The sequence below is a fragment of the Paenibacillus sp. FSL E2-0177 genome (genome assembly GCF_037992975.1).
Taxonomy (GTDB): Bacteria; Bacillota; Bacilli; order Paenibacillales; family Paenibacillaceae; genus Paenibacillus_AQ; species Paenibacillus_AQ odorifer.
On record NZ_CP150307.1, the window covers coordinates 1,175,742 to 1,200,196 of the forward strand.

The 24,455-nt window shown below is 44.5% G+C and carries 19 protein-coding genes and 1 riboswitch; of the genes, 14 read left to right on the forward strand and 5 right to left on the reverse strand.

The window, feature by feature from the left end; genetic code table 11:
• Positions 1-25: 25 nt before the first annotated feature.
• The 6 genes from MHI25_RS05175 to MHI25_RS05200 all read left to right on the forward strand — a co-directional run bounded on the left by MHI25_RS05175 (position 26) and on the right by MHI25_RS05200 (position 10,794).
• Positions 26-1,126: a glycosyltransferase gene (locus MHI25_RS05175; RefSeq protein ID WP_036676592.1), complete on the forward strand. Its 1,101-nt coding sequence runs from the start codon at positions 26-28 to the stop codon at positions 1,124-1,126.
• A gap of 4 nt (positions 1,127-1,130) precedes the next feature.
• Positions 1,131-2,471: a UDP-glucose/GDP-mannose dehydrogenase family protein gene (locus MHI25_RS05180; RefSeq protein ID WP_076129263.1), complete on the forward strand. Its 1,341-nt coding sequence runs from the start codon at positions 1,131-1,133 to the stop codon at positions 2,469-2,471.
• 741 nt (positions 2,472-3,212) lie between these two features.
• Positions 3,213-4,586: a sugar phosphate nucleotidyltransferase gene (locus MHI25_RS05185; protein WP_076129262.1), complete on the forward strand. Its 1,374-nt coding sequence runs from the start codon at positions 3,213-3,215 to the stop codon at positions 4,584-4,586.
• Positions 4,587-4,722: 136 nt separating this feature from the next.
• Positions 4,723-4,802, forward strand: a riboswitch (cyclic di-GMP riboswitch).
• Between the two features lie 12 nt (positions 4,803-4,814).
• Complete coding sequence (locus MHI25_RS05190; RefSeq protein ID WP_081383414.1) at positions 4,815-6,365, forward strand: glycosyl hydrolase; 1,551 nt, start codon at positions 4,815-4,817, stop codon at positions 6,363-6,365.
• A gap of 151 nt (positions 6,366-6,516) precedes the next feature.
• A complete protein-coding gene (locus tag MHI25_RS05195) occupies positions 6,517-8,037 on the forward strand; it encodes a glycosyl hydrolase (protein ID WP_340395083.1) in 1,521 nt (506 codons plus the stop codon).
• A 51-nt stretch (positions 8,038-8,088) separates the two neighbouring features.
• Positions 8,089-10,794 (forward strand): discoidin domain-containing protein, encoded by a 2,706-nt coding sequence (locus MHI25_RS05200; protein ID WP_340011987.1) that lies wholly within the window; start codon positions 8,089-8,091, stop codon positions 10,792-10,794.
• 87 nt (positions 10,795-10,881) lie between these two features.
• Here the strand turns inward: MHI25_RS05200 and MHI25_RS05205 are convergent, their stop codons facing one another.
• On the reverse strand, positions 10,882-11,946 hold the full coding sequence (locus tag MHI25_RS05205) for a GNAT family N-acetyltransferase (RefSeq protein ID WP_340395084.1): 1,065 nt from the start codon (positions 11,944-11,946) through the stop codon (positions 10,882-10,884).
• A 194-nt stretch (positions 11,947-12,140) separates the two neighbouring features.
• Between MHI25_RS05205 and MHI25_RS05210 the strand changes: the two genes are divergently transcribed.
• Both MHI25_RS05210 and MHI25_RS05215 read left to right on the forward strand, forming a co-directional pair.
• Complete coding sequence (locus tag MHI25_RS05210; RefSeq protein WP_076137164.1) at positions 12,141-13,619, forward strand: potassium/proton antiporter; 1,479 nt, start codon at positions 12,141-12,143, stop codon at positions 13,617-13,619.
• A gap of 187 nt (positions 13,620-13,806) precedes the next feature.
• Positions 13,807-14,262 carry a Dps family protein gene (locus tag MHI25_RS05215; RefSeq protein ID WP_076129259.1) on the forward strand — a complete coding sequence of 152 codons (456 nt, stop codon included), beginning with the start codon at positions 13,807-13,809 and terminating at the stop codon, positions 14,260-14,262.
• Between the two features lie 94 nt (positions 14,263-14,356).
• Here the strand turns inward: MHI25_RS05215 and MHI25_RS05220 are convergent, their stop codons facing one another.
• Entirely contained in the window at positions 14,357-15,061 is a 705-nt protein-coding gene (locus MHI25_RS05220; RefSeq protein WP_076129258.1) for an AIM24 family protein, read from the reverse strand.
• A 49-nt stretch (positions 15,062-15,110) separates the two neighbouring features.
• Positions 15,111-15,578, reverse strand: a complete 468-nt coding sequence (locus tag MHI25_RS05225; RefSeq protein WP_076129257.1) for a hypothetical protein — start codon at positions 15,576-15,578, stop codon at positions 15,111-15,113.
• A 225-nt stretch (positions 15,579-15,803) separates the two neighbouring features.
• Between MHI25_RS05225 and MHI25_RS05230 the strand changes: the two genes are divergently transcribed.
• The 5 genes from MHI25_RS05230 to modB all read left to right on the forward strand — a co-directional run bounded on the left by MHI25_RS05230 (position 15,804) and on the right by modB (position 20,532).
• The gene (locus MHI25_RS05230; protein ID WP_340395085.1) at positions 15,804-16,490 is read left to right on the forward strand and encodes a M50 family metallopeptidase; all 687 of its coding nucleotides are present in this window, start codon (positions 15,804-15,806) and stop codon (positions 16,488-16,490) included.
• 190 nt (positions 16,491-16,680) lie between these two features.
• Positions 16,681-17,367: a hypothetical protein gene (locus tag MHI25_RS05235; protein WP_076185039.1), complete on the forward strand. Its 687-nt coding sequence runs from the start codon at positions 16,681-16,683 to the stop codon at positions 17,365-17,367.
• A 199-nt stretch (positions 17,368-17,566) separates the two neighbouring features.
• Complete coding sequence (locus tag MHI25_RS05240) at positions 17,567-18,532, forward strand: WYL domain-containing protein (protein WP_076185040.1); 966 nt, start codon at positions 17,567-17,569, stop codon at positions 18,530-18,532.
• A gap of 514 nt (positions 18,533-19,046) precedes the next feature.
• A complete protein-coding gene (modA, locus tag MHI25_RS05245; RefSeq protein WP_076304992.1) occupies positions 19,047-19,835 on the forward strand; it encodes a molybdate ABC transporter substrate-binding protein in 789 nt (262 codons plus the stop codon).
• Positions 19,836-19,875: 40 nt separating this feature from the next.
• Positions 19,876-20,532 (forward strand): molybdate ABC transporter permease subunit, encoded by a 657-nt coding sequence (gene modB, locus MHI25_RS05250; protein WP_172628881.1) that lies wholly within the window; start codon positions 19,876-19,878, stop codon positions 20,530-20,532.
• 378 nt (positions 20,533-20,910) lie between these two features.
• On the opposite strand, the gene MHI25_RS05255 is transcribed toward modB, so the two are convergent.
• Positions 20,911-21,909: a helix-turn-helix transcriptional regulator gene (locus MHI25_RS05255; RefSeq protein ID WP_076304994.1), complete on the reverse strand. Its 999-nt coding sequence runs from the start codon at positions 21,907-21,909 to the stop codon at positions 20,911-20,913.
• A gap of 66 nt (positions 21,910-21,975) precedes the next feature.
• A complete protein-coding gene (locus MHI25_RS05260; RefSeq protein WP_076129284.1) occupies positions 21,976-22,725 on the reverse strand; it encodes a polysaccharide deacetylase family protein in 750 nt (249 codons plus the stop codon).
• A 279-nt stretch (positions 22,726-23,004) separates the two neighbouring features.
• Here MHI25_RS05260 and dgt point away from each other — a divergent pair, with 279 nt between their 5' ends.
• Positions 23,005-24,414, forward strand: coding sequence for a dGTP triphosphohydrolase (gene dgt, locus MHI25_RS05265; RefSeq protein ID WP_038568916.1), 1,410 nt, complete (start codon positions 23,005-23,007; stop codon positions 24,412-24,414).
• Positions 24,415-24,455 lie beyond the last annotated feature (41 nt).

Below are 24,455 nucleotides of genomic sequence, written 5' to 3' on the forward strand. Positions count from 1 at the left end.
CCATAAAACTTTGAGGATGATTCACATGAAAATTGCGATAGCGCACGATTACTTAATCCAAATGGGCGGCGCGGAAAGAGTGGTGGAAGTCTTTCATCACATGTATCCCGAGGCTCCAATCTACACAACGGTTTTTAACGGAAGCCGCCTTACTGACAATCTCAAAGATGCGGATATCCGTGCCTCCTGGCTGCAAAAGATTCCGGGGGTAAAGACCAATTTTAAAGGGGTGCTGCCACTTTATCCAATGGCCATCCGTGATTTGGACTTTCGCGGTTTCGATATCGTCCTGAGTTCCAGCAGTGCTTTTATGAAAAGTATTCAAGTTCCTAAACATACGTTTCATCTTTGTTACTGCCATACGCCTATGCGCTTCGCATGGGATTATGACACCTACATGGAACGTCAGTCGAATTCCGGGCTGTTCAAAAAAATGCTTAAGGTATACATGCAGCAGCTCAAAACGTGGGACCAACGGACTTCCAAAAATGTGAATCAGTTCGTAGCCAATTCTTCAGTAGTGAAGACGAGAATTCAGAATTATTATCACCGGGATGCAGATGTCATATTTCCACCGATTAATACAGCCCGGTTTACAAGCTCTTCTACCATTGGTGACTACTATTTAATTGTCTCCCGGCTTGTTTCCTACAAGCGGATTGATCTGGCAGTAGAGGCTTTCAATCGTAACGGTCTTAAGCTTTATATCGTAGGAGATGGACCGGATCGCAAGCGTCTCGAAGGCATGGCTAAGGATAATGTATCGTTTCTGGGCCGGCTAGAAGATGAACAAGTAACTGGAATGATGGCACAGTGTAGAGCATTTATTTTTCCAGGAGAAGAGGACTTTGGAATTACACCGCTGGAAGCGAACGCTGCAGGAAGACCGGTAATTGCTTATCAAGCAGGTGGGGCACTAGATACTATTATTCCTTATGTAAATGGTGTGTTCTTTCAGCATCAAGAAGTGGAGGATCTACTTAAGGCTATTTATGAGGTAGAGTCCTACGCTTGGGATATCGATCAAATTATGGAGCATGCACGTAAATTCGATGAGCAGGCGTTTATGGTTAAGTTCAAGCAGTATGTTGAGCAGGCGTACGTCAATTTTCTAAAAGGAGGATGATAATATGAAGCTGACAGTAATCGGTACTGGGTATGTGGGTCTTGTATCTGGCGTGTGCTTTGCACTGGGCGGACATCATGTCATCTGTGTGGATAAGGACGAGGAAAAGATTAAGAAGCTGAAACAGATGGAATCGCCCATCTATGAGCCGGGAATCGAGGAACTGATTGAACTGAATCTTCGTGAGGAACGGTTATCTTTTTCTGCAGATCTTCAAGCGTCGGTGCGCCGTTCAGATATTATCATTCTTGCTGTAGGTACGCCATCATTGCCTAACGGTGAAGCAGACTTAACCTACATTGAGGGTGCAGCCGCTGAAATCGCCAAAGCGATGGAAGGGCACAAAATTATAATGACTAAATCTACAGTTCCAGTAGGAACAAATGAAAAAATCTCTCAAATGATCTCTAAGTATACCCAACATTCTTTTGATATCGTGTCTGCACCTGAGTTTTTACGTGAAGGGTCAGCGATTCGCGATACCCTCCATCCTGATAGAATTATCATTGGCCTTGATAATCCAGAGCTGGAACCAACAATGCGCGAGCTTCATAAGGGTTTCACAGAAAATGTATTTGTAACAGATATACGCAGTGCTGAAATGATCAAATATGCTTCGAATGCATTTTTGGCCACGAAGATTTCCTTTATTAATGAGATCGCCAATATTTGTGAAAAAGTGGGAGCTGATGTAACCGAGGTAGCACAAGGAATGGGTATGGACCAAAGAATCGGGTCATCCTTCCTGCAGGCTGGTATCGGTTATGGAGGCTCCTGTTTCCCGAAAGACACTAATGCGCTCATTCAAATTGCGGGCAACGTCGATTACGAATTCAAATTATTGAAATCTGTAGTCGAAGTGAACAAGGGACAACGGTTTATGATCATCTCCAAGCTGCATGAATCACTTGGCAGCCTGCGCGGTTCGACGATTGGGATATGGGGGCTTGCCTTTAAGCCTAATACTGATGATGTCCGCGAAGCTCCCGCCAGAGAGATTGTTGAGGCACTGGTGGCTGAAGGGGCAACAGTCAAACTATATGATCCAATCGCAGCTACAAATTTCAGGCAGCAATATGATCATCCGCAGCTTCGCTGGTGCAATCTGCCTGAGGAAGCGGCTGAGGGCAGCGATGCCGTATGCCTCTTGACCGATTGGAGCCTACTCAAGGATATTGATCTGCATCAGCTGGCGAAAAGCATGCGCAATGGGGTGCTGATCGATGGACGCAATGTGTATTCCAAGGAGCAAATTGAGGGTACCGGACTCGTTTATCATTCTGTCGGCCGCCCGCAGATGGGTGGATTGAGCGGTTATTCTGCTAGTGTGGCTGGAGCGGTTTAATCTAAGTTATATTGATTGAACTTGTGATTTTTCTATTTAGGGATGAGCCGTGACTCCAGAGAATGTTTGGACTTCCAGCCGCTGTTGTCTGCAGATTTCCTGATTTTAACCGCTGATAGCGGTAGAAATCCGCAGACAAAGGCGGACGCTATCGCTCTTACAGTTCCCAAATTCCCCTCCGCCACTTCGTTCCCTTATTTTAAGGTTCTAAGCAATTTATAAAGTTAGGTACTCTGATTATATACCGCAGTAGCAGTAGCATTTGTAGTTGTAGTTGTCATTGTCTCTGTGGTGGCAACTAGTCTTGCTCTTGTAGTTGCAGTTGTTCTTACAGTTGTTGCAGTTGCAGCTGCCTCCCCCAGAGCAGAAGCAAATCTTTAGAAAAACGTGCCTGCTTCCGGCTGGTACAGCCCGGTACGCACGGATCAAGTATTAAGAAGAAGTTGGTTAGGTTAAGAACGGAAAGGGAATTTGGAACTGTAGAAACGGAGTGTTCGCCCGAAAGATTTCCGTAGGAAAGCTAGCTTCGAAAGCATATGCATCCTCGGATTTCTACCGCGAGAAGCGGTTCAATCAGGAAATCTGAGGATAACAGCGATCGGAAGTCCAAAATCCCTTGGAGTGGTTTCTACCTAACAAATTTTTTTAGTGCATCCGCTCGAAATAAGGCTAAGCGGAAGCTGACGTTTTGATTACAATTCAAATATGCTCGATTTCCATAATTCAAGGAGGGTTCATTCTATGAAAATGGTACTTCTATCAGGCGGTTCAGGTAAACGGTTATGGCCGTTGTCCAACGACTCACGTTCAAAGCAATTTCTAAAGGTACTTGAAAGCCCTCAAGGTGAACCAGAATCCATGGTACAACGTGTCTGGAGACAGCTGGAGGAAGCAGGGATGGCAGAATCATCTTATCTGGCCACCGGCCGTGGCCAAGTAGAAATGATACAAAGCCAACTGGGAAGTCATGTGCCGATTATCGTTGAACCGGAGCGTCGGGATACTTTTCCGGCTATCGCCTTAACAGCTACCTATCTTTATTCAGTGGCAGGTGTTTCTCCAGCGGAGACGGTAGCAATATTGCCTGTTGACCCTTATGTAGAAGCATCTTTTTTCGATACCATAGCTATGCTTGAGGGGACCATGCTGGAAAGTGGAGCAAATCTGGCTCTAATGGGTGTTGTTCCTGAACATGCCTCAGAGAAATACGGATATATTATTCCTACCACCGAAGAGGCGGGGGAAAATGGTTTTATGAAGGTGAGTCACTTTCAAGAGAAACCTGACCGCATACAAGCAGAACAGCTCATCGAGCAAAATGCCTTGTGGAATTGCGGAGTGTTTGCCTTCCGCTTAGGGTACTTGTTAGATATTTTGCAGCGTAAAGGGTTGCCTTTAGGATATGAAGAATTGCAGAAGCAGTATAAGCTATTGTCTTCCATCAGCTTTGATTATGAAGTGGTGGAGAAAGAAGAACATATTGTGGTGCAGCCGTATGATGGATTCTGGAAGGATCTTGGAACGTGGAATACGCTGACAGAGGAAATGAGCAGCAAGCATGTAGGAAAAGGTTTTGTGACGGCGGATTCTGAGGGGACTTGCTTGATTAATGAGCTGGACATTCCGATTACGGTAATTGGTGCGAAGGATCTGATCATTGCGGCTAGCCCGGATGGGATTCTAGTTACCCATAAAGCTGAGAGCCCACGGATTAAAGAAGTGCTGAAGACCTTTGAACAAAGACCGATGTACGAGGAACGCCGTTGGGGTCATTACAAAGTTATTGATTATGTGAAATATGATGAAGGCAATGAAGTGCTGACCAAACGGATTTTTATATCCGAGGGGAATAATATCAGCTATCAATTACATCGCAAGCGTAGTGAAATTTGGACAATCGTCAGCGGCGAAGCAAGTATTGTGCTGAATGAGAAAAAACATAATGTGAAGGCTGGGGACGTGGTACGTATACCGGAAGGAACGAAGCACGCGATCCTTGCTTTGACGGATGTTGAGTTTATAGAGGTACAGACGGGGTCTGAATTAGTAGAAGAAGATAACATACGTATTACTTTAGACTGGAATGATATAGAACTACAACAATTCATTTCATAGGTCTAACCTATCTATTTAACCAATTCAAAATTTCTTGAAACAGGTAAATTGACTCAATTATCAAAAAAAGTCATAAAAACACTAAATATATCATTAATTGTCGTCGATACTTACGGTAAGAGAGATTATTTCTCTTAAATTGAAAAGGCAAACCTATCGAAAGGTAGGGACGCAAAGCTATAGGGCCTTCGAAAGAGTGGCAGCCTGGCTACCGAAAGGGAGATTATTTTGAAAGCTTACCGTACGTATCGATTGTTTGGTGCATTTCTGTCACTCGTCCTGTTTCTGACTGCACTTCCGCTTGCTGTTGGAATTTCGCCGTCTGTTGTCATAGCTGCTTCAAATTCTGGAACGCCAGTTACCCCAGGTGCCTCACCTGAAGCCGTAAAGCTGCTTAACTATTTTTACTCGATCTCAGGAAAAGGTATTATTGCCGGTCAACATGACTATTTAGAAAGTCCAGATGAAATTAACAATATGCTGAAGGGAACCAGCGGACAATATGCGGCTCTTCACGGTTATGAAATGGGTGCGATCAGTGGCCAGTCCGAAGCAACGATGGCTTGGCAACGTCAAAATGTGGTGAACAGCGCCATCAACTGGAATAAAGCGGGCGGGATCGTAGCTATGACTTTTCATGCTAACCTGCCGGGCACCTCTTATGACTGGGATAATGTGAAAAAAACACTTAGCCAGAGTGAGTTCGATAGTTACGTTACACCGGGTACCAAGCAATATAACAATCTGATCGCTGAGCTTGATAAGGTGGCCGTCTCTTTAAAAAGCTTGCGCGATGCCAACGTTCCGGTGCTTTGGAGACCCTATCATGAAATGAACGGGAACTGGTTCTGGTGGGGGAAGAAAAATAACTTTTCTAAACTATGGAATATTATGTATGACCGTTTTGTTAACGTTCATAAATTAAATAATTTGTTATGGGTATGGAGTCCGAATGCTCCCAATGTTTGGTCAGATCCTTATGCGCTAACTTATCCAGGTGCTGATAAAGTAGATATTCTGGCAGCAGATATATACGAAAATGATTACCAGCAAAAATACTATGACAGCTTATTGAGTCTAGCTGCAGGCAAACCGATTGCGATCGGGGAAAATGGTGAAATGCCTAATCTGGAGAAGCTTCAGCAATCGCAAAGTAAATGGACGTATATGATGAGCTGGGGAAAAATGCTTTACGAGAATAACAGTGCAGACACAATCAAAACATTTATGAATAGCAACTATACCCTGACCAGAGATAAATTAAATACTGGTCTGGCACCGACACCTAGCGCCGCACCAGCGCCGGCACCTTCCGAAGAAGAGGGGGAGGCAGCAATTCCTCTCGCGAAGGGGCTTGCAGGAGAGTATTACAACAACATGCAATTGTCGGGAGCAGCAGCTCTTAACAGAACTGATGCAATAATCGATTTCAATTGGCGGCAAGGCTCGCCGGATGCCGCCCTCGGGATTGATCGGTTCTCCATACGTTGGAGCGGTAAAATTAAGTCATTATATAATGAGCAATATACATTTTACACTACCTCAGATGATGGTATCCGTGTCTGGGTGAATGGGGAATCCGTGATTGATAGTTGGACTAAGCAAAGTGGTACTGAGCGTAAGGGCATTATAACGCTGAAGGCTGGCCAGCTATATGATATCAAGGTGGAGTATTACGAGAATGAAGGCGATGCGAGAGTCCGCTTGATGTGGGAAAGTGCTAGTCAAGCTAAAGAGACAGTTCCAGCAAGTGCACTTTTTCTTCCGGATGTCTCCTGATTGATGAAAATTAAAGGTCGATCCTTAGTGGCTCTGCGTTATTGCAGAGCTACTAAGCTATAGTCCTCATTAGGTCAGAAGACGATTGTCCGATAACAGGTATGTTTTTAACACCTGTGGAGGCAGTACAGCTACCGAAAGGAGGATTTATTTGCGTAAATATTATAAGAAAAACAGATTGTTGTTTACTATGTTACCGGTGTTTATTATTTTTTCCTTGCTGCCTTGGGGAGAGGTTAAAAGTCTTCCGAAGGCTATGAGTGTTTCTTCCTCCCTACCTCCGGCTATACCAAGTAATCCTTCGGCTTCTGAAGAAGCCAAGCAACTGCTGAGTAATTTGGTAAATCTACGTGGCAAAGGGCTCTTGTCCGGCCAGCATGATTATCTAGAAAGTCCAGATGAACTGGTTCATAAGCTGAAGAATACTTCGGGACAAAATGCTGTTCTACATGGTTATGAATTAGGGGCGATTAATAATCAATCCGAAGAGACGATCGCAGAACAGCGGCAAGCTGTTATAGACAGTGCAATTGAATGGCATCAAGAGGGTGGCATTGTAGCGATGACCTTCCATCAGAGCTTACCGGGAACCTCTCCAGAGTGGTCCAATGTAAACAGAAGTCTCAGTCAAGAGAAATTTAATGCTTATGTTACACCTGGGACAGCTCAGTATAAGAGGCTAATCTCAGATCTAGACGAGGTTGCTGGATATTTGGGTCAGCTGCGTGATGCCGGAGTTCCGGTCTTATGGCGACCTTACCATGAAATGAATGGTGGTTGGTTTTGGTGGGGGAAAAAGGACAATTTTTCAGAGCTGTGGAGTATTGTCTATGATCGTTTTGTAAACACACACAAGCTAAATAATCTACTGTGGGTGTGGAATCCGAATGCGCCGAATGAATGGTCAGATCCATATGCTGCATATTATCCCGGTGGGGATAAACTCGATGTTCTGGCTGCGGATATCTACAATAACGATTATAAACAGTCCTACTATGAGGATCTGCTCGCATTGGCCGAGGGTAAACCTATCGGAATCGGGGAGAGTGGGCAACTGCCGAACCCGGATGTATTAACTGAGAAACAAAATAAATGGGTCTATATGATGACCTGGGGAAAATTACTGACAGAAAATAATACGCTACAGTCAATTAAAAGCTTTATGAAAGACTCGTTTATAGTATCAAGAGAGGACTATGTTCTCACAACAGGAGGTCCTTCGATAGCACCCGTAACTCCGGTAACCCTAACGGGTTTAACTGGAGAATACTATAACAATACTGATTTAGAGGGAGAAGCGGTACTTATCCGCAATGACCGTAAGATTGATTTTAATTGGCATGGCGGGTCTCCTGCCTCAGAGATAAATGAAGATCACTTTTCTGTACGCTGGAAAGGGAAACTCAAACCCAAATTCAGTGAAAAATATACGATTTCGGCATCCTCTGATGATGGAGTCCGTGTCTGGATTGACGGAAAGCTGATCATCGACAATTGGAAAAATCAAAGTGCAACCCTTCATAAAGGAAGTATCCCACTCACAGCCGGAACGCTTTATGATATCCAAATTGAATATTATGAGAATGAAGGAGATGCCAATCTTCGTTTGCTATGGGAGAGTTCCCGCCAGAAGCAGCAGGTAATTCCACAAGGGGCATTGTTCCTTCCTTAATCTAATGAAATGATAGGGTAAGACATTCCGGAAGAAAGAGAGGACCTATGGATGGGAATAACGAGGAGAATATCTAATAGAAAAAATAAGATATCTGCAAACAAACCATTACTGTTATTACTAAAATTCGCCGCATTAACCGTCTTGTTTCTGTTGTCTGTCTCTGTCTTCGGAACGAATAGGACAAACGATTATAAGGTAGGTGCCAATATACCAAGACTATCTGCAGGAACTGATGCTGCAGCAGAAATACCGGATGGTACTGTGATCTGGAATCTGGGACAACATGATGGCTCAGCAGCTGAATTCGCTGCGAGTGGCACTTCTGGCAGCAAGAAGGAATTTAATGTTACTTCTTCGGTGCTCAAATCATCGGCTCTTCAGAGCTTGCCTGCAGGCTTGAATGGAAAGACCCAGCCGGAATTAACGATCACCTATCAGCTAAATAAGATCCCGGAGAATGGGGTCTTATTTAGCGTAGGTATTCTGGATGCTTATAAATCCGTGCCGCAAATGAGTGTGTTCTCCAATCATCAATTGTCGGGGATCATTCAAATTGCGGGCGTTGCTGGCACAGAAAGCGAATATAACTTTCAAAAGACCTATGAATTATATATTCCCAAGGAGCAATTGAAGATAGGAACGAATGAATTGAAGCTGCAAACGTTTCGCTGTTTATATTGCAGTGACAAAGAAGACGAATATTCCTGGTGGACTTGGGATAATCTCCGTTTAGAATCTCTTAACGCTCCAATTTCTGAGCCTATCCATGGCAGCTATACACTGACGGGAACAGTAGTGAATAATAAACAATTTTATTTCGATGAAGGTGCAGTTACGCACTTGCCTTATGTTATCAAATGGCTAGGGATGGCTTATAGCGGGAATGTGATGCGTACTAGCTGTGCCAGTGATGTCGGGAGATCCTGCTCGGATATGATGGAATATTACAAGGTATTACAGGATTACAACATGCAGGCGGTTGCTTTGTATTTGCATACTGGTGATATTAAGCTTAAGGCAGATGGATCGTTGCCTGCTGACGCGGAGAAAAAGCTGACAGATTATTTTGAGCAATATAGCCCCTATTTTCAATATTATGAGGTAGATAATGAGCCGGGATTATTCAATCGTTCTAAGGCAGTGAACCTGGCGATTGCGGACTGGCTGAATAAAAAGGGCAAGCAAATCGCGCCCCATTTACAAACTGTTGCTCCGGGCTGGGCATATTGGCCGAGCTACAGTGAGGATTCTTGCGGTAATCAGAAGGGAACTGGGAAGGAATGTGGAGATCCGGATGGCTGGGAACGTGATCCAGAGCAACGTATGGAGCTGGAGAAGGTTACGGATTTGACCAATGGACATTCCTACGGCGACTCTTATATTTTTAGTAATGGAGGAAGCTTTACTGAGAATTTGAAGACCTTCACTGGTGCAGACAATGGACTGGGCAAAAAAATGCTGACCACTGAATTTGGTACCTCGGACAGTCATGTGGATGCCTATCAATACGGGGCAACGGAGCGGACAGCGGCTGTATTCGACCGGATCATGCGTGCACATATTGGTTATGCGGATATGTTTGTGCAGCATGCTGCTTTTTTTAAGGATTTCAGTTTATTCAAATACGGGTTTAATTTAGAAGAGCATGATCCGGCGACCACAGAGATTTATTATACAAAAGAAAATGAGGATTCACGTGTCAGCATCATGAGAAGGCTCAGTCTTGCCTATGCTACACATGGAGCTCCGCTAACTTATCAAATTGCCAACAAAGATGTGTTAGCCGACAAGCTGGTATATGTTCGGGCCGTGGATACTTCTACATTGAAGCCTCTTGCGGGAAGCGGAGCGACCTCAAATAAGGTGCTGGTTAATTTCGTTAACTTTGAATCTACTCCACAAACTGTGAGTGTAAATGTGACTATGCCGAAAAACGGGGTGTATGAAGGGGAACGTTTTGGAAACGGGGATACGTATGAAAAAGCAAGAAGTTATGTAACAGGTAAAAAGGCTACTCCTACGTTAACCTTTACGGAGACCCTTGCTCCAGGAGAGGCTGTGCAGTATATTTTGCAGCCTTCCTCTGAAGTAAAGCCGTCGGCACCTAAAGGATTCAAAGCCGCAGCAACAAAAGGTTTAGCTGTAAAATTAAATTGGTTGGAGGCACCAGGAGCAAGCTATGAGCTGCTTCGCGCTGAAGGTAGCGGCGGGGAAATGAAGGTGGTGGCCACCGATGTGAAGCTTACAGAATATACGGATCATAATTTACGTGAAGGGACGTTATATACCTACGCGGTAAGGGTATCCGGCTCTAATTTACTGTCCGATAAAGTTCAGATTACAGCCACCGGACTGGTTCCTCTGGATCGTACTAAATGGAAGGTATCCTCAAATGTGAATACGGCAGCATCAGCTCCTAGTCTGGCTATCGATGGGGATCGGCGCACGCGCTGGGATACGGGAAAACATCAGGTATCCGGAGAGTATTTTCAGATTGATCTGGGTGAAGCACATGAAATTGAAAGAATAGATTTGGATAGCACGTTATCACCGTTTGATTATCCAAGAGACTATGTAGTCTATATTTCTGACGATGCTCAAAACTGGAAAAAACTCACGTCTGGAAAAGGTACGAAAGAGCTTACTAAGATATCCTTTTCTAAAGTGAAGACGAGGTATGTCAAAATTGTACAGAACGGAGCCGGCGGGAATTATTGGTCTATTCAAGAGCTACAGGTGTACTCCAGAGAATAAGCAATTATTTGAATTTATATAACTGTTAATAGAGCATACTAAATAACCTCAGCGGGATCCTTCTCCCGCTGAGGTTATTTTTGTGCTTTAAATAAAATGGAGGCCTGACATATAAGGTAAAGGAATTGCCTCTGATTCCTCCAAGGAATCAGAGGTGCGAAGCGGGCTCGCTGGATCAAACAGCAGCGAGATCAGCTCCTTGTCGTCCACAGACGACAAGTCGAGGCTACGCTTGCGGCATACTTCCGTCTGCCGCAAAAGCGCTTCCCGGTCTGCGATGCAGACCGTCCCGCTGTTCGCGCCGGCGCTTAAGGAGGCGCCGGCGTCCCGCAGAAGCGCGAGCAGGCTGCGCTCCTGCCACGGCACAGGCACTTGCAGCGTGCCAACGCCGCTGCACAGAGCCGCCTTGGCCAGCAACGCCGCTACCGCTTGCGGCTGGCCGGCCCATTCCACCGCCGTCGCTGGGCTCGGCGCCGGCACATCCGCCGCGGGCACAGCCATCGCGGCGAACCCCTCGATGCTGCCGTCCCGCACGGCTACGAGTGTGCGCTGGGACAAGCCCAGCACACCCGCGTAAGCCTCGGCACCCGGCAGCAGCGCCAGCTCACCCGGACTGTACACCTGTCCGGCTTCGCGTTCATTCAGCAGCCGGTTGACGGCGAAGAAGTCGCCCGGCTGCATGGGCCGCAGCGTCCATTCTTCCCCTGCTGCGGCAGCAAGTGCGTGAGCCGAGCTTGCGTTCAGCTCGGCCAATTGCGTACCGCCGAACGGTACGCATCCCGCTCGGGTATACAGCGAGCGGTCACCCGAGACAAAGATAAGCGATGCGCCGGCATTCGCAGCATGGGTCTGGCATAGCTGTAGAAGCTGACCGGCTAGTCCCTGGCCGCGATAAGCAGGATCTGTGCAAACCGCGCCGATGGAGAACACGTTCAGGAGAGCTTCTCCAGTGCAGATCGTGGAGGGCACCAATCCCATAAAAGCAGCGATGTTACCGTCCTCGGCAACGGCTGCATAAGAGTGAGTGTAACCAGGGCTAAAAATCAGCGGAAACAGCTCTTTCATAGAAGTGTCGCCGACTTGGCGAAAGATGGAATGGGCTAGAAGAGCGGCTTGCTCCAGCTCCGCAGGTTTAATTAATCTCAATTGCATATACAGTCAGCCTCCTTATATGTAAATACGAGTAGGGTAGAAAGGAATTATTTTAAGTATAAGCCCCAGCGGATGAAATCTTCAATCCTGCTTATATTATTCAATGTCTCAAAAGGAGGTGGATAAGGGTAATAACATACATAAATAAGGAAGCTTATATTTTAAGCTAGAAGCGAAAGGGAAGTGAATAAACGGTGACCCAACTTGCAGATAATATCATATTATTGCTGGCAGCTCTCTTACTTGTAGGTGTGTTTTCCACCAAATTCTCCACTAAATTTGGAATGCCAGCTCTAGTGCTTTTCCTTGCTGCGGGGATGGTACTGAGTCAATTTATCTTTTTTAACAATGCTTCCTTAACACAAATGGCCGGGATTTTTGCGCTGGTTGTTATCTTGTTCGAAGGTGGGATGCAGACCAGTATTAAGGATATCAAGCCTATTATTCGGCCGGCATTATCCTTATCCACGGTAGGCGTATTGTTAACGACAGCTATCGTTGGGGTGTTCGCTAAGCTGATTCTTGAGGTGTCATGGGCAGAAAGTTTTCTGTTCGGAGCTATCGTGGGTTCGACTGATGCGGCTGCGGTCTTTTCGGTATTAGGCGGTAAGAATATTGACAAACGACTGACCTCGACACTCGAAGCGGAATCAGGCAGCAACGATCCTATGGCGGTATTTTTGACAGTATCGCTGATCGAATGGATTCAGCATCCGGATATGGCGATATGGGGACTTGTGCTGTCCTTTATATGGGAGATGGCAGTTGGTTTGGTGATAGGGATTGTACTTGGTAAAGTCGCAGTATATCTTATCAATCGAATTAACCTGGATTCTACGGGACTTTACCCGGTATTGGCAATTGGATTTGCTGTCCTAACCTACGGCTTATCTGCACTCGTTCATAGCAGCGGCTTGCTGGCTGTCTATGTAATGGGTCTTACCCTTGGCAATTCCGAGCTGATGTATCATCGAACCATTATGAATTTTAGTCATGGCTTTGCTTGGATGATGCAAATATTTATGTTTATATTGCTGGGTCTACTGGTATTTCCACAGGAGCTGGCAGAGGTGGCTTGGCAAGGTATATTGCTGTCCGTCATTCTGATGGTTGTGGCAAGGCCAATAGGAGTGTTTATAAGCTTGCTCTTTTCCAGATTCTCTATTCGTGAAAAAACACTAATTTCTTGGGCCGGCCTGCGCGGAGCCGTTCCAATTGTGCTGGCAACCTATCCGCTGCTAGCTAATCTTCCCCACGGCCGACTGTTCTTCAATGTGGTATTCTTCGTCGTGCTGACCTCAGCAGTGATTCAAGGAACAAGCATTTCACCGCTGGCTTCCCGGTTGAAGCTGGTTGGGCAAGAGGATTCAGCACAGCCATCCCTGATGGAGCTGGTCGCCCTTGGCAAGACGGATTCCGAGTTCAACCACATAGGAATTGAACCTTACATGCCCATTGCCGGGCAGAAAATCTCCGATATCGGACTGCCAGATGATATCTTATTTACTGCTATTATCCGGAATAAAAGCATTGTCACCCCCCATGGCAGTACCGTCATTGAGCCAGGGGATACTGTATATGTCTTAAGTCCAAAGAGCAAACGCGATGAGATGAGGGCTTTTTTCCGGAGTCAGAAAGGGAAGACGGCGGAGGAAAATATATCTTTGATTTAAGTCTAGAAAGAGGACGTTATCCAGAGTGTGACAGAGATAATAGGCGTTATAACAAAAGTTATGCTAGAATCGGCAACATGCAAATCTTCAGAGTGGTTGCAAAAAGCAAAAGGATGTGTTAAATTGTATATAGATTTAGAACAAGTCTAAATACAATATAATAAATTAACCATAGGAGGTTTTATTAATGACTACACAACTAAAGAGCCAAACTGAACTGCACGCTGCTTTGAACCGCCAGACCGCGAACTGGTTCCTGCTTGGGGTAAAGCTTCATCATTATCACTGGTATGTTAGCGGATCCCAATTCTTCACGCTGCATGAGAAGTTTGAAGAACTCTACAATGAAGCTGCTGGTTATGCAGATGATTTGGCTGAGCGCCTGCTTGCTATTGGTGGACAACCTGCCTCCTCTATGAAACAATATCTGGAGCTTTCCGATTTACAGGAAGCTCGTGGCGGCGAAGATGCCAAGGGTATGGTAATGGAGCTGGTTAGAGACTTTACAACTGTTTCTAAAGAACTGCAGGCTGCGATTGCTACTGCAGAAGAACTGGCTGATCAACCCACTGCGGATCTGCTGATTGGTATTAGAAGCAGCATTGAGAAACATGCTTGGATGTTGAATGCTTTTATCGCCTAAGACAACATTCTTATAAAGGATAGAACCACAAAGAGCGCCTGCGTATAGGATACGCATGGCGCTCTTTGTTTTGTTGTTTTACTACTGAACACAACTATTTAATAAACACACCCCCGAAGGGAACTACCTCGCGTAGAAATCGTTTAACAATTCCATCATCGTTGTTATCTCTTTCGAATCGGCGGTTCTGACGTCCTGCCTGAAACAGCACAGGCCCGTGACCTGTCATCTTCCAGTGATAGCTCATATGCTGGCTAGCCAAATGGTTGCCGTAAACGGTGAGCTCCAGCTTGGCATTCTCAGGGTAGGCAATAATGCTGCCTGCATCGACATAAAGGGGGTTGGTCGGGTGCAGTACAGCTTCACAGACCGTACCCTCCGTCAGTATGCCAATCATGCCATTGCCCGAGAATTTCACTTTTACAATGTCCCGTGTAACGAGCACATTCTTCATGCTTAGCACCCGGGTCTCCAGTGAAATACCTATACTGTAGAAGAAGAGATGCTTAAAGTCGTACAGCAGATCGCTTTTGCCATCGAGCTGCAGGATTTTTATGCGATAGCCTGGTGGAAGGGCGGCGACGAAATGGCAAGGACCTGCCATATCGGAACGAATCAACTTTCGCTTGCGGTATATGCCCTTCACATCCATAAATCTGTCCGCTCGTCCTGAGGAAGGACCTTGATAAGCGATAATTTGTTGTGGATGGAGTACATGAACCTCTTCCTTCTCCTCAAGGGAGAAGGCTACGGCTTGTCCGCTTCCACTGTCGCTTTCATCTTGGATATCGATGTTCATAGTTCATCTCCCTCATGCTGTGACTGTGATCTTCAATGAATACGTAAGACTAACGCAGACGGTCGCCTTTTCGCGAACGGTAAAGCATGCTGAAACGAATAAAACGGATCAGTATAAAATAACCTAGGATTAGTCCAATCCCTGTAAAAATAGTCACTTTGATTTTATGATAATATTCTTCGCGTGCCGTCCGGTCATTTTTTAATTCATCAACCATCTGCGTTAGTTGGCGATTCTGCTCTTGTAGGCTTTCGTTCTGTATCCGGTAAGCTTCTATCTCCTGCGTGGTATTCGCGAGCTTATCCTTTGCCTGCTGAAGCTCTTCAGCGGTTTGCTGAAAACCTTCCTTTAATTCATTCACTTCGTTTGGCAGCTCAGAGAAATTTTTAACTCCATTATAGATATCACTGAATATATTAGCTTTTGCTACAGGAGCTGGCAGGCATACAGTAAGCGTCAGCAAGAACAGGAGCGAATATAACAGCTGTAGATATGCTCGGGATTTATGTTGTTTCATCTATATAATCACCACCCAATTTAGGCTTGTAGTTCTTTTATTTTAACACAGCTTGACAGCTTCTGACAGCGTACGCCATGGGACTGGTAATACTTATAATGAAAGTAATTTTTACCTCCTTAAGGTTTTCGTTTACTCATTATTAAACACGATCAGTCCGTGATTATCTCGATTGAGAAGAGGTACTATTTATCGTATACTTTGGACGAAAGGGGCTGCTGTCGATTGAACAAATGGCTTAAAACAATATTGCTTCTGATCGGATCTGCTTTTATGACTAGATTGATCCCATTTTCATCTTTGTTTCGGAATTTAGACACGATGATTCATGAATTTGGTCATGCTCTGATGACCTTACTACTGTCGGGTAGTGTGCTGAGGATTGAATTATACGCAGATCATAGCGGTGTAACCTATTCAGCTATTCAAGAAGGGGGCAAGGCAATATTAGTTTCCCTCTCGGGTTATTTGCTAGCCTCCTTATTTGCACTTCTGCTCTTCTATTTATACAGTAAGGGACGCCATGATTGGGGCCTTATCTTAGCTACGGGTGTGGCGTTGATTATGCTCCTGCTATACGTGCGAGGAAGCTTTGGCATGATGTGGTTGGGCGGATTTATTGCGCTAAATATTCTAATGCTGGTGGTTTGGAAGAAGGCCAGCAAATATTATTATTTGTTATTGGCCTTTTTAACCTTGGAGGAGTCTGTAATGGGAAGTTTATTTCTGGTATACGCGGCTGCTGTATCACCGTCCCGTGCAGGAGATGCCAGCAATCTGGCAAGAATGACTCCCATACCCGCTATATTTTGGGCCACACTGTTTTTTATATTTTCTCTGTTGTGTGCCAAATGGGCACTGGGACTATTTTTCAAGCGAGAGCGAATGCAGACTAAATTAGGGAGTCGATGAGAAAAAAACATAAAATTTTCGTCATAAATAGACAAAAGGAGTTGTTTTTACAAGAGTCAGTCTACTAAGCATGTAGAATGACTCTTTTTTTGTCGATAATATAGAACCGAACATACATTCCATGACATGGAGTTGTCCGCCATTATTGGTACATTAATAGAAGACCCAAAAAAAGAAAGAGGTGGAAATAATGATAGAAAGTATTCATCCCGTATTCACATGGAGTCAAAATCGTATTTTTGCAGGCGGCAATCGTAAGGTTATTTTGCTTGTCGAATGGAAAGGGAATATACCTGCAGAGCACAGCAGACCCAGCAGTTATAAAGTGGTTGCGCGTGAAATTGAGCTGCGAGTTTGGCTTGAACCCCATGTAACTTTTAAGCGTTCGTATGGGTGTGAGTTTGAAGTCGGTGAGGGCAGATCGCTACTTCTTAAGCTTGGCAAAATAAAAACGGGGCAACGAAAGTTTATTGCTTTGGAATTCAATATCTCTACTACTATTGCAGGTAGATATGAAGCTCTTTCCTTACAGTGGAAATATAAAAAGCCAACCGTAGAGCGTGTTCAAGAGCTTCCAGTAAAGGTTCTTGAGCTAGAATACACGCATCATACGCAGGTTCTGAGTGAAACCTGCTGCTTTCACGTAGAGAAACATCTGGAATTGTTAAAAACAGCTGAAACGATTGAGGAGGCAACCACGTTGCAAAATGAAGGACAACATAGTCAAGCTCATGAAATGCTTTGCCGTCACGCAGATAAATTACTATTACTAGCCGTGCGTTCTGGAGATCCTTTACTACTTAAAGAGGCCGAAATGTTGTATAAACAGATTGGATTCGAGTATCAGAAGCGGGGGAAAACTGCTACTGGAAATTGATATAGGACATACAACTAGAAGATGCATATTGACGAAAAAAGACCTATACATAAATTTGTTTTGTCAGCGGGTTCGGCGGAAAATAATCAGAAGAATTGTAATATAAAATGTGGTAACATAGTAAAAAAGTTCTATCACACTATTACTTTTTTTCATAAAATAATGGGTCTATTTAACCATAAATCAAGGGGAACTGAATATGACAGACCGATTAATCCGACTGATGCGCATTATTACACTTGTTCAAGCCAAGCCAGGGATATTAGCCCGTGAATTGGCGGAACGCTGCGGCAACAGCGAGAGAACGATATACCGGGATATGGACGCGCTTAGCGCCATGCATATTCCTATAACCCACCTTGGACATGGAAAAGGCTATGCTTTTATTGGCAATTTTGCACTTTATCCTTTGGATTGGTCGGAAGAAGAGGCGTCTGCGTTTTCGCAACTACGCTATATTATGGAAGATATTAAACCCGTTCTGCCTATCGGTTTTGAAGGCGCTTATGAAAAAGTAGTTGCAGCTGAATACAAGCGAAAGGCGGAGCGGGAAGAAACGATAGAACGTGCAAGAAGAGAAGCAGGTACAAGCTGGTTGGAAAGAAGCGGTGCACAGATGGAGCATCAATCTTTTTTAACACCTATATTGGAGGCTTTATTAAAGCAGAGGAGTATTCAAGCGAATTATTGTGAGAATGCGGTGGAGGAGAAAGAAATAACCATCGATCCTTATTGTTTAGTCCCACTGGAAAATCGTTATCATCTCATTGGATTTTGCCATCATCAGGGTGTTATTCGTACATATCATATCAACGATTTTTCAAACGTGAAGCCACTAAACCGCTGCTTCTCAAAGGAATCATTTGATTTGCAAGCTTTTATGAAGCAAAAATGGTCACTTGACCGCGATAGTTTGCAGGTAGAGTTTAAAGTGAAATTTTCGGAGCGAATCATGGAAGGGCTTAAGAGAGAGGATCTGCCCTATAAGCCGAATAAAGTAGACCGTCAAGCTCGGTGTTGTTATTTTAAAGTCGCGTTGGAACAAGATATTGCATTTGTCCGCTGGATTAAGAGATTCGAAGAGGATGCAGAAATCATAGAGCCGTTATATTATCGGGAAGTGCTCAGGCAGCAGTTGGAGAAATGGATATCACAATATAAATAAGATGGATTCTCACCTTCAAATGAAATATTCGTTTACATATATTGTTACAAATCAAAAATTATAGAATATTTCTCTTGTTTGGTGAGTCTTTTTATAATATCATCATACATTAAATAACATAATTGCGATTTATAGAGTTGTTTTTATCCTCGAATTTGACCTTTGTTCAATTTTATACAGAAGAAAGCTATTCTCTAGATTCATTTAATTCTTAAAAATGAATATATTAATCCGGGTGAGGTTTCTGGGGGAGTGGATTATCCATTATGTTGACGGTACTGGGCTTTAACGTGAAGAATTAATATCATTCGTGTTAGGTGTCTTTGCAGCCCTATTTAGGGGTGTCAGAGGCATCTTTTTTGTGTGCAAAAAGCCAAAATCATCGTTATATATTGTCTAATTATAACAATATATAACTAAACATATCCAAACACAACTGTAGTTGTAGAAAAACGAAAAACTGTATGCTAGAATAGCATCTAAATATATACATACGAAATTGGGAGGAATGGAAATGTTTAAGAAATGGGCACTCTCCGTGATGGGGATATTGGCAATCCTTCTGGTTGTAAATTTATCTGCAGGTTCAGGTGTAGAGGTGCAAGCAGCCACCAAGAAGACCGAAATTATTGTTTCCGCAGCGGCTAGTTTGCAAGACAGCCTGGATAAGATTGCTCTCCTTTATGAAAAGAAACATCCCGATATTGATTTGGTTTTTAATTATGCAGCAAGTGGCACTCTGCAAAAGCAGATTGAGCAAGGGGCGCCGGCGGATCTGTTCTTCTCGGCAGGTGATAAACAGATGAATGCACTGGTGGAAGGTGGACTTATCTCCGATCATAAGGTTCTGCTTAAGAATCAATTGGTTGTAGTTGTACCCTCAGATTCAAAGGTTAAATTAACTACAATTACTCAGCTTACGGATAAAGCTTTTAAGAAGGTGGCAGTAGGACAGCCTGAATCTGTGCCGGCGGGTCAATATGCTCAGCAATCGCTGGCAGCGAAAAAGGTATGGGATCCGCTGCAAAGCAAACTTGTATTTGCCAAGGATGTGCGTCAGGTTCTCTCTTATGTAGAAACAGGAAATGCCGATGCCGGTTTTGTCTATAAGACAGATGCGCTTACTTCAAAGAAAACTAAAATCGCTTTGACGGTCGGTCCACATGTACACAAAGCCATTAATTATCCGGCAGGCATCGTGAAGACCTCGAAGAATCAAAAGGCAGCTAAGGAGTTGTATAGTTACCTTCAGAGCAAGGAAGCTAATGATATCTTTGTAAGTTATGGCTTCCTGCTTCCTTAAATAGAAATTAAGAGTAGAAGCGGGTGGAATAAGGTTGGAAATAAACTGGACTGATTTCTTCGCCCCGGTATGGCTTTCCGTAAAAATATCTGTGATTACCAGCATTATTGTATTCATTTTGGCAACAGCTGCTGCGAAGGCCATGGCAGGCCGGAAGTTTCCCGGCCACAGCTTGGTAGAGACTATAATGCTGCTTCCGCTCGTTTTGCCGCCGACGGTCGTAGGATTTGTGCTTTTAGTTATTTTAGGCCGACGAAGCTGGATCGGCAGATGGTATGAACAGATGACGGAGCAGACGATCCTGTTCACATGGGGGGCGGCTGTTATCGCCGCTGTAGTCGTAGCTTTTCCACTCGTATACCGCACAGTGAAGGCGGGTTTCGAAGGGATAGAAGCAGATCTTGAAGATGCAGCGCGGGCACAAGGGGCAAGTGAACTGCAGGTACTGCGCTATGTCACGCTGCCGCTTGCGGGCCGGTCGCTGGCAGCCGGTTATGTTCTTGGCTTTGCCCGCGGTCTTGGGGAGTTTGGCGCTACCATCATGGTAGCTGGCAATATTCCGGGCCGTACGCAAACCTTACCCACAGCGATCTATGTTGCGGTAGATGGAGGCAATATGACGCTCGCGTGGATGTGGGTATGCTCAATTATTGTTATTTCAGCCGCTATGCTGATGTTTGTGAATCGGCGTTCTTAAAAAACACCAGACAGCGATTCTCCGGTTATGGGAGAGTTGCTGTCTGGTGTTTTTGGTTTGAAGCGGGCGGCTTGAGCAGATGCTGGGCAAGTGGAAACCCGGCGACTTTGATGCAGCTTTTAGCGCCGCCAAATTTTGATGGAGTCTGTGAATTAACTGCATTCTATACAGTTATTCGGTCTGCATAAGGGAACGTTCTAGTTTTAATTGTATTCTATACAACTAAAACTAGAAAAGACGCCTATGGGGTAGTAAATCAAAAGAAATAGGTGTACCAAATACAGTTATATCTAATTTGCGAGTTGTTCAAAGAAATATAGTTGTACGAAATGCAGTTAAACGCTTCTGCAGATTGCTTCCTTCTTCTGTCTGCGACCATTAAGTCTCATAAATAATCGTCCCAGTTTCCGTGAGATCATATCCGTGAATGGATCTAAGCTCATTCTGGAAGGCTGGTGAACGCAAAATCTCAATCACGGCAGCGATCCATTGCTCATGCTCCGGTTTTTTAATCATCACCAGGTCGTAGCACTCCTGAATCATAGGAATAAAATCAACGCCGTCGACAATCTTGGCGGCTTTCTCAGTGCCGATAGCTACATCAGCTTCTCCCCGGGCCACTTTACCGGCAACTGCCAAATGGCTGTTCTCCTCGTTCTTATAGCCTGATAGGCTGGCTGCTGGAATGCCATGCAATCGAAGCTGTTCATCCAATAATACGCGTGCACCTGAGCCTCGTTCTCTATTGATCAGCGTGAGTCCATCCTGCTCTAAGTGAGACCATTCCTGAATACCTCTGGGATTCCCTTTTTGTACGTATAAACCAGCACTTCGGGTTAGCAGGCGAACTACAACATAAGAACATCCGACGAGTATTTTACGGATATAGGGTAGGTTGTATTCTCCAGTATCCCCGTCGAGTAAATGTGTGCTGACAATGTCCGATTCCCCTTTATACATGGCAATCAGGCTGTCTAGACTCCCGGCATAAGAACGAAGAGGACGTTCAGTAGGCAGAGCCCGTTCTAAATAGGTAGCTAGAATATCCAGTGACATATCCTGACCTGTAATCACCAAGCTGTGTCCTACAGCTTTAAGGTGAGGAGATTGTGCTGGCATTTGAGCTGGATTTGTACCGGAAAAGGCCAAGGGGATTGCTGGTGGAGTCTGGCCCATTATAGTAGTAGGGTTAGCGGTAGACACCCCACTCCGTGTATTTTGTTTGTAGGCCTCCAAATCGGATTGATCCACGCGCATTTGTTTTCCTACACGGTAGGAGGGGAGCTCCCCTTTTTTAATTAGATCATATACTTTTAATTTTGATATTTTTAATAAGCGGGCAATTTCCTCTGTCGTATAGGATGTATTATCGGACATCACAAAAGCCTCCAGAACTTCATATTAGGACAAGACTACCCTATTTTGAAGTCCTGTGCAATTAGGCTATTGTTGTTTCCCAGCCTGCTGTGTACTGGATAATTTGATCAACTCAGAGACAGTGACAAATCGAAAGCCTTTCTTTTCTAATTCGGGCAAAATAATTTTAAGCGCTTCTCTAGTTTGTGACTGCCCGTGCACATGATCATGAAACAGAACGATGTCTCCATTTCGTGCATTTCGAATGACCTTGTTCGAAATACTGTATACCCCTGGGCGATTCCAGTCACGTGTATCTTGATGCCAGGACCATAATATTGGCTTCAAGCCCATATTGTTAGACAGATCTACTAAAGTCTCGTCATACATGCCGCCTGGTGGTCTGAACAGTGAACTATGTTTACCGGAGACTTTTATAATCTCTTCTTCGGTCAATTTTAGCTCCTGCTCAAATTGGGCTTCATTAATAGGTCTTTTAAAATAAACGTGATTGTAGGTATGGTTAGCTAATTCATGCCCCTCAGCAATCACTCGTTTCGCTACCTCTGGATAGGCTGCAATTCTTTTTCCTATCGCAAAAAAGGTGCATTTCGCATGGTATTGATTCAATACCTTTAAGATTTGATCGGTTTCAGTAGGGTCAGGACCGTCATCGAACGTCAATGCAATCACTTTTTGGTTAGTATGTACTTCCCAAATCATGTCTCCTCTTTTTTCGTAGTAGTCGCGGTTTTTGCTTGGACTGCCTAGAGCAGAGTTCGTGAAGCATAAAAAGAGTGTAAGGGTGATCATCATAATTTTGCTGCGAGTTTTCATCATTTCACCTGTTTTTTTTATTTTAGAGTGCTCCTTTTGGGGGTCGGTATATTCATAGTTTAAGTTTTGTAAAGACAACCAGTCTTTTTTCGTGCTCTTTCTTCTTTCTACTATACCTTCATGTACAGGTTATGAGATTCATTTTGGCTTCTGATGATTACATAGTTATCGACATGCCCGTTTATAATTAAATTAGCTTTTGTATTTTGATGTGAAAATAGTTATGAAAATGCCTTATAATGAAGTACTATATACAGACATTTGGTTAGGGGTGGGAATATGACACTTATTGAAAAAAGAGAACACCGGCAATATCCGGAGATTACCCGCCTTGAAACGTCGAGAGCTGCTTATGAGCGTGATTATTCACGCCTGATTCATTCGCCTACTTTTCGTAGGCTACAAGGTAAATCACAAGTATTCGGAGCAGGGACGGGTGATTATTACCGTACGCGTCTGACTCACTCACTTGAAGTTGCGCAGATTGCTCGTGAGGCGGCGAAAAGTCTACTGCGATCGTATCCAGAAGTGGAAACCACTAAGGCGGAGAATCCGGGTCTTGTTATCGATCCAGAGGTAGTGGAATGCGCAGCTATCGCTCATGATTTTGGCCATCCTCCTTTTGGACATAAAGGGGAAGAAGTGCTGGATAATATTTTGGAACAGCTTATTGAAAAGAAAACTAACGAGGCTGCGCTGCAATCAGGCGCAACGGGTGTGGATCGGCTGCTGATCCATGAGCAGATGAAGCAACGTTATGAGCATTTCGAAGGCAATGCCCACAATTATCGGCTGATTATGTTTCTGGAGAAGCGTGAAAATATTGATGGCCTAAATCTGTCGGATGCTGTGCTGCTAGGCATAAATAAGTATCCTTTTCCCGGCACCTCGCTGAAGAAGGGGATGTACCTGCACGAATGGGGATATATTTCGGAGATCCGCAAAGAGTGGGGAATACCAGCAGGTAAGAAAACGTTGGAGGCTCAGCTTATGGACCTTTGTGACGATATCGCTTATTCTGCACATGATCTGGAGGATGGGATTAAAGCCGGAAAGATTGAAGTGCATGAACACTTTATGCATGATTCTTATATCCAACGGTTAATCGTGGAGAAAATCACCACGCTCGAGGATTTCTTCTGGAAGGGCTGGGAAGAGGAAGGCATTCGCGCGAAGGTCGAGGAAGTGCTCAGTTCATTTCTTCGGGTTTGGAAGGAAAAAATGCCAACCTGTGAAAACGACTATTCCCGCACTCGACGTGAAGTTAAGGCTTATTGGGTAAGTACCTTTGTCGCAAGCTTGGGAGTGATCCAAGATGGAGACTGGAAGAAGGTCACCTTTATAAAGGAAGGAAAAGAAGATGAAGATATGCTGCGGACCGTCAGTGTGTTGAAAAGCTTCGCATGGGTCACTATGATCCGTGATTTGCGTGTGCAGCGGCTGCAGAAACGTAGTGAGTGGATTTTGCGCCGACTATGGGGAGCATTTCTGGATCCACAGACCTCTAAAGCCATTATTCCATCGGATTGGCTGCAGCGCTTTGAGAAAGATCAGAAGCAGGCAAAGCCGATTTGGACTTGGGAGCATATGGTGATTGATTATATCGCAGGGATGACTGATGCTTTTGCAGAGAAAATATATAATGAGCTGTACGGACTGAAAGTCGGCTCGATTTATGATTTGGATTAGAGGCTCTTAGACAAGTAGTCCCTGCTGTTCATTTAGGATGA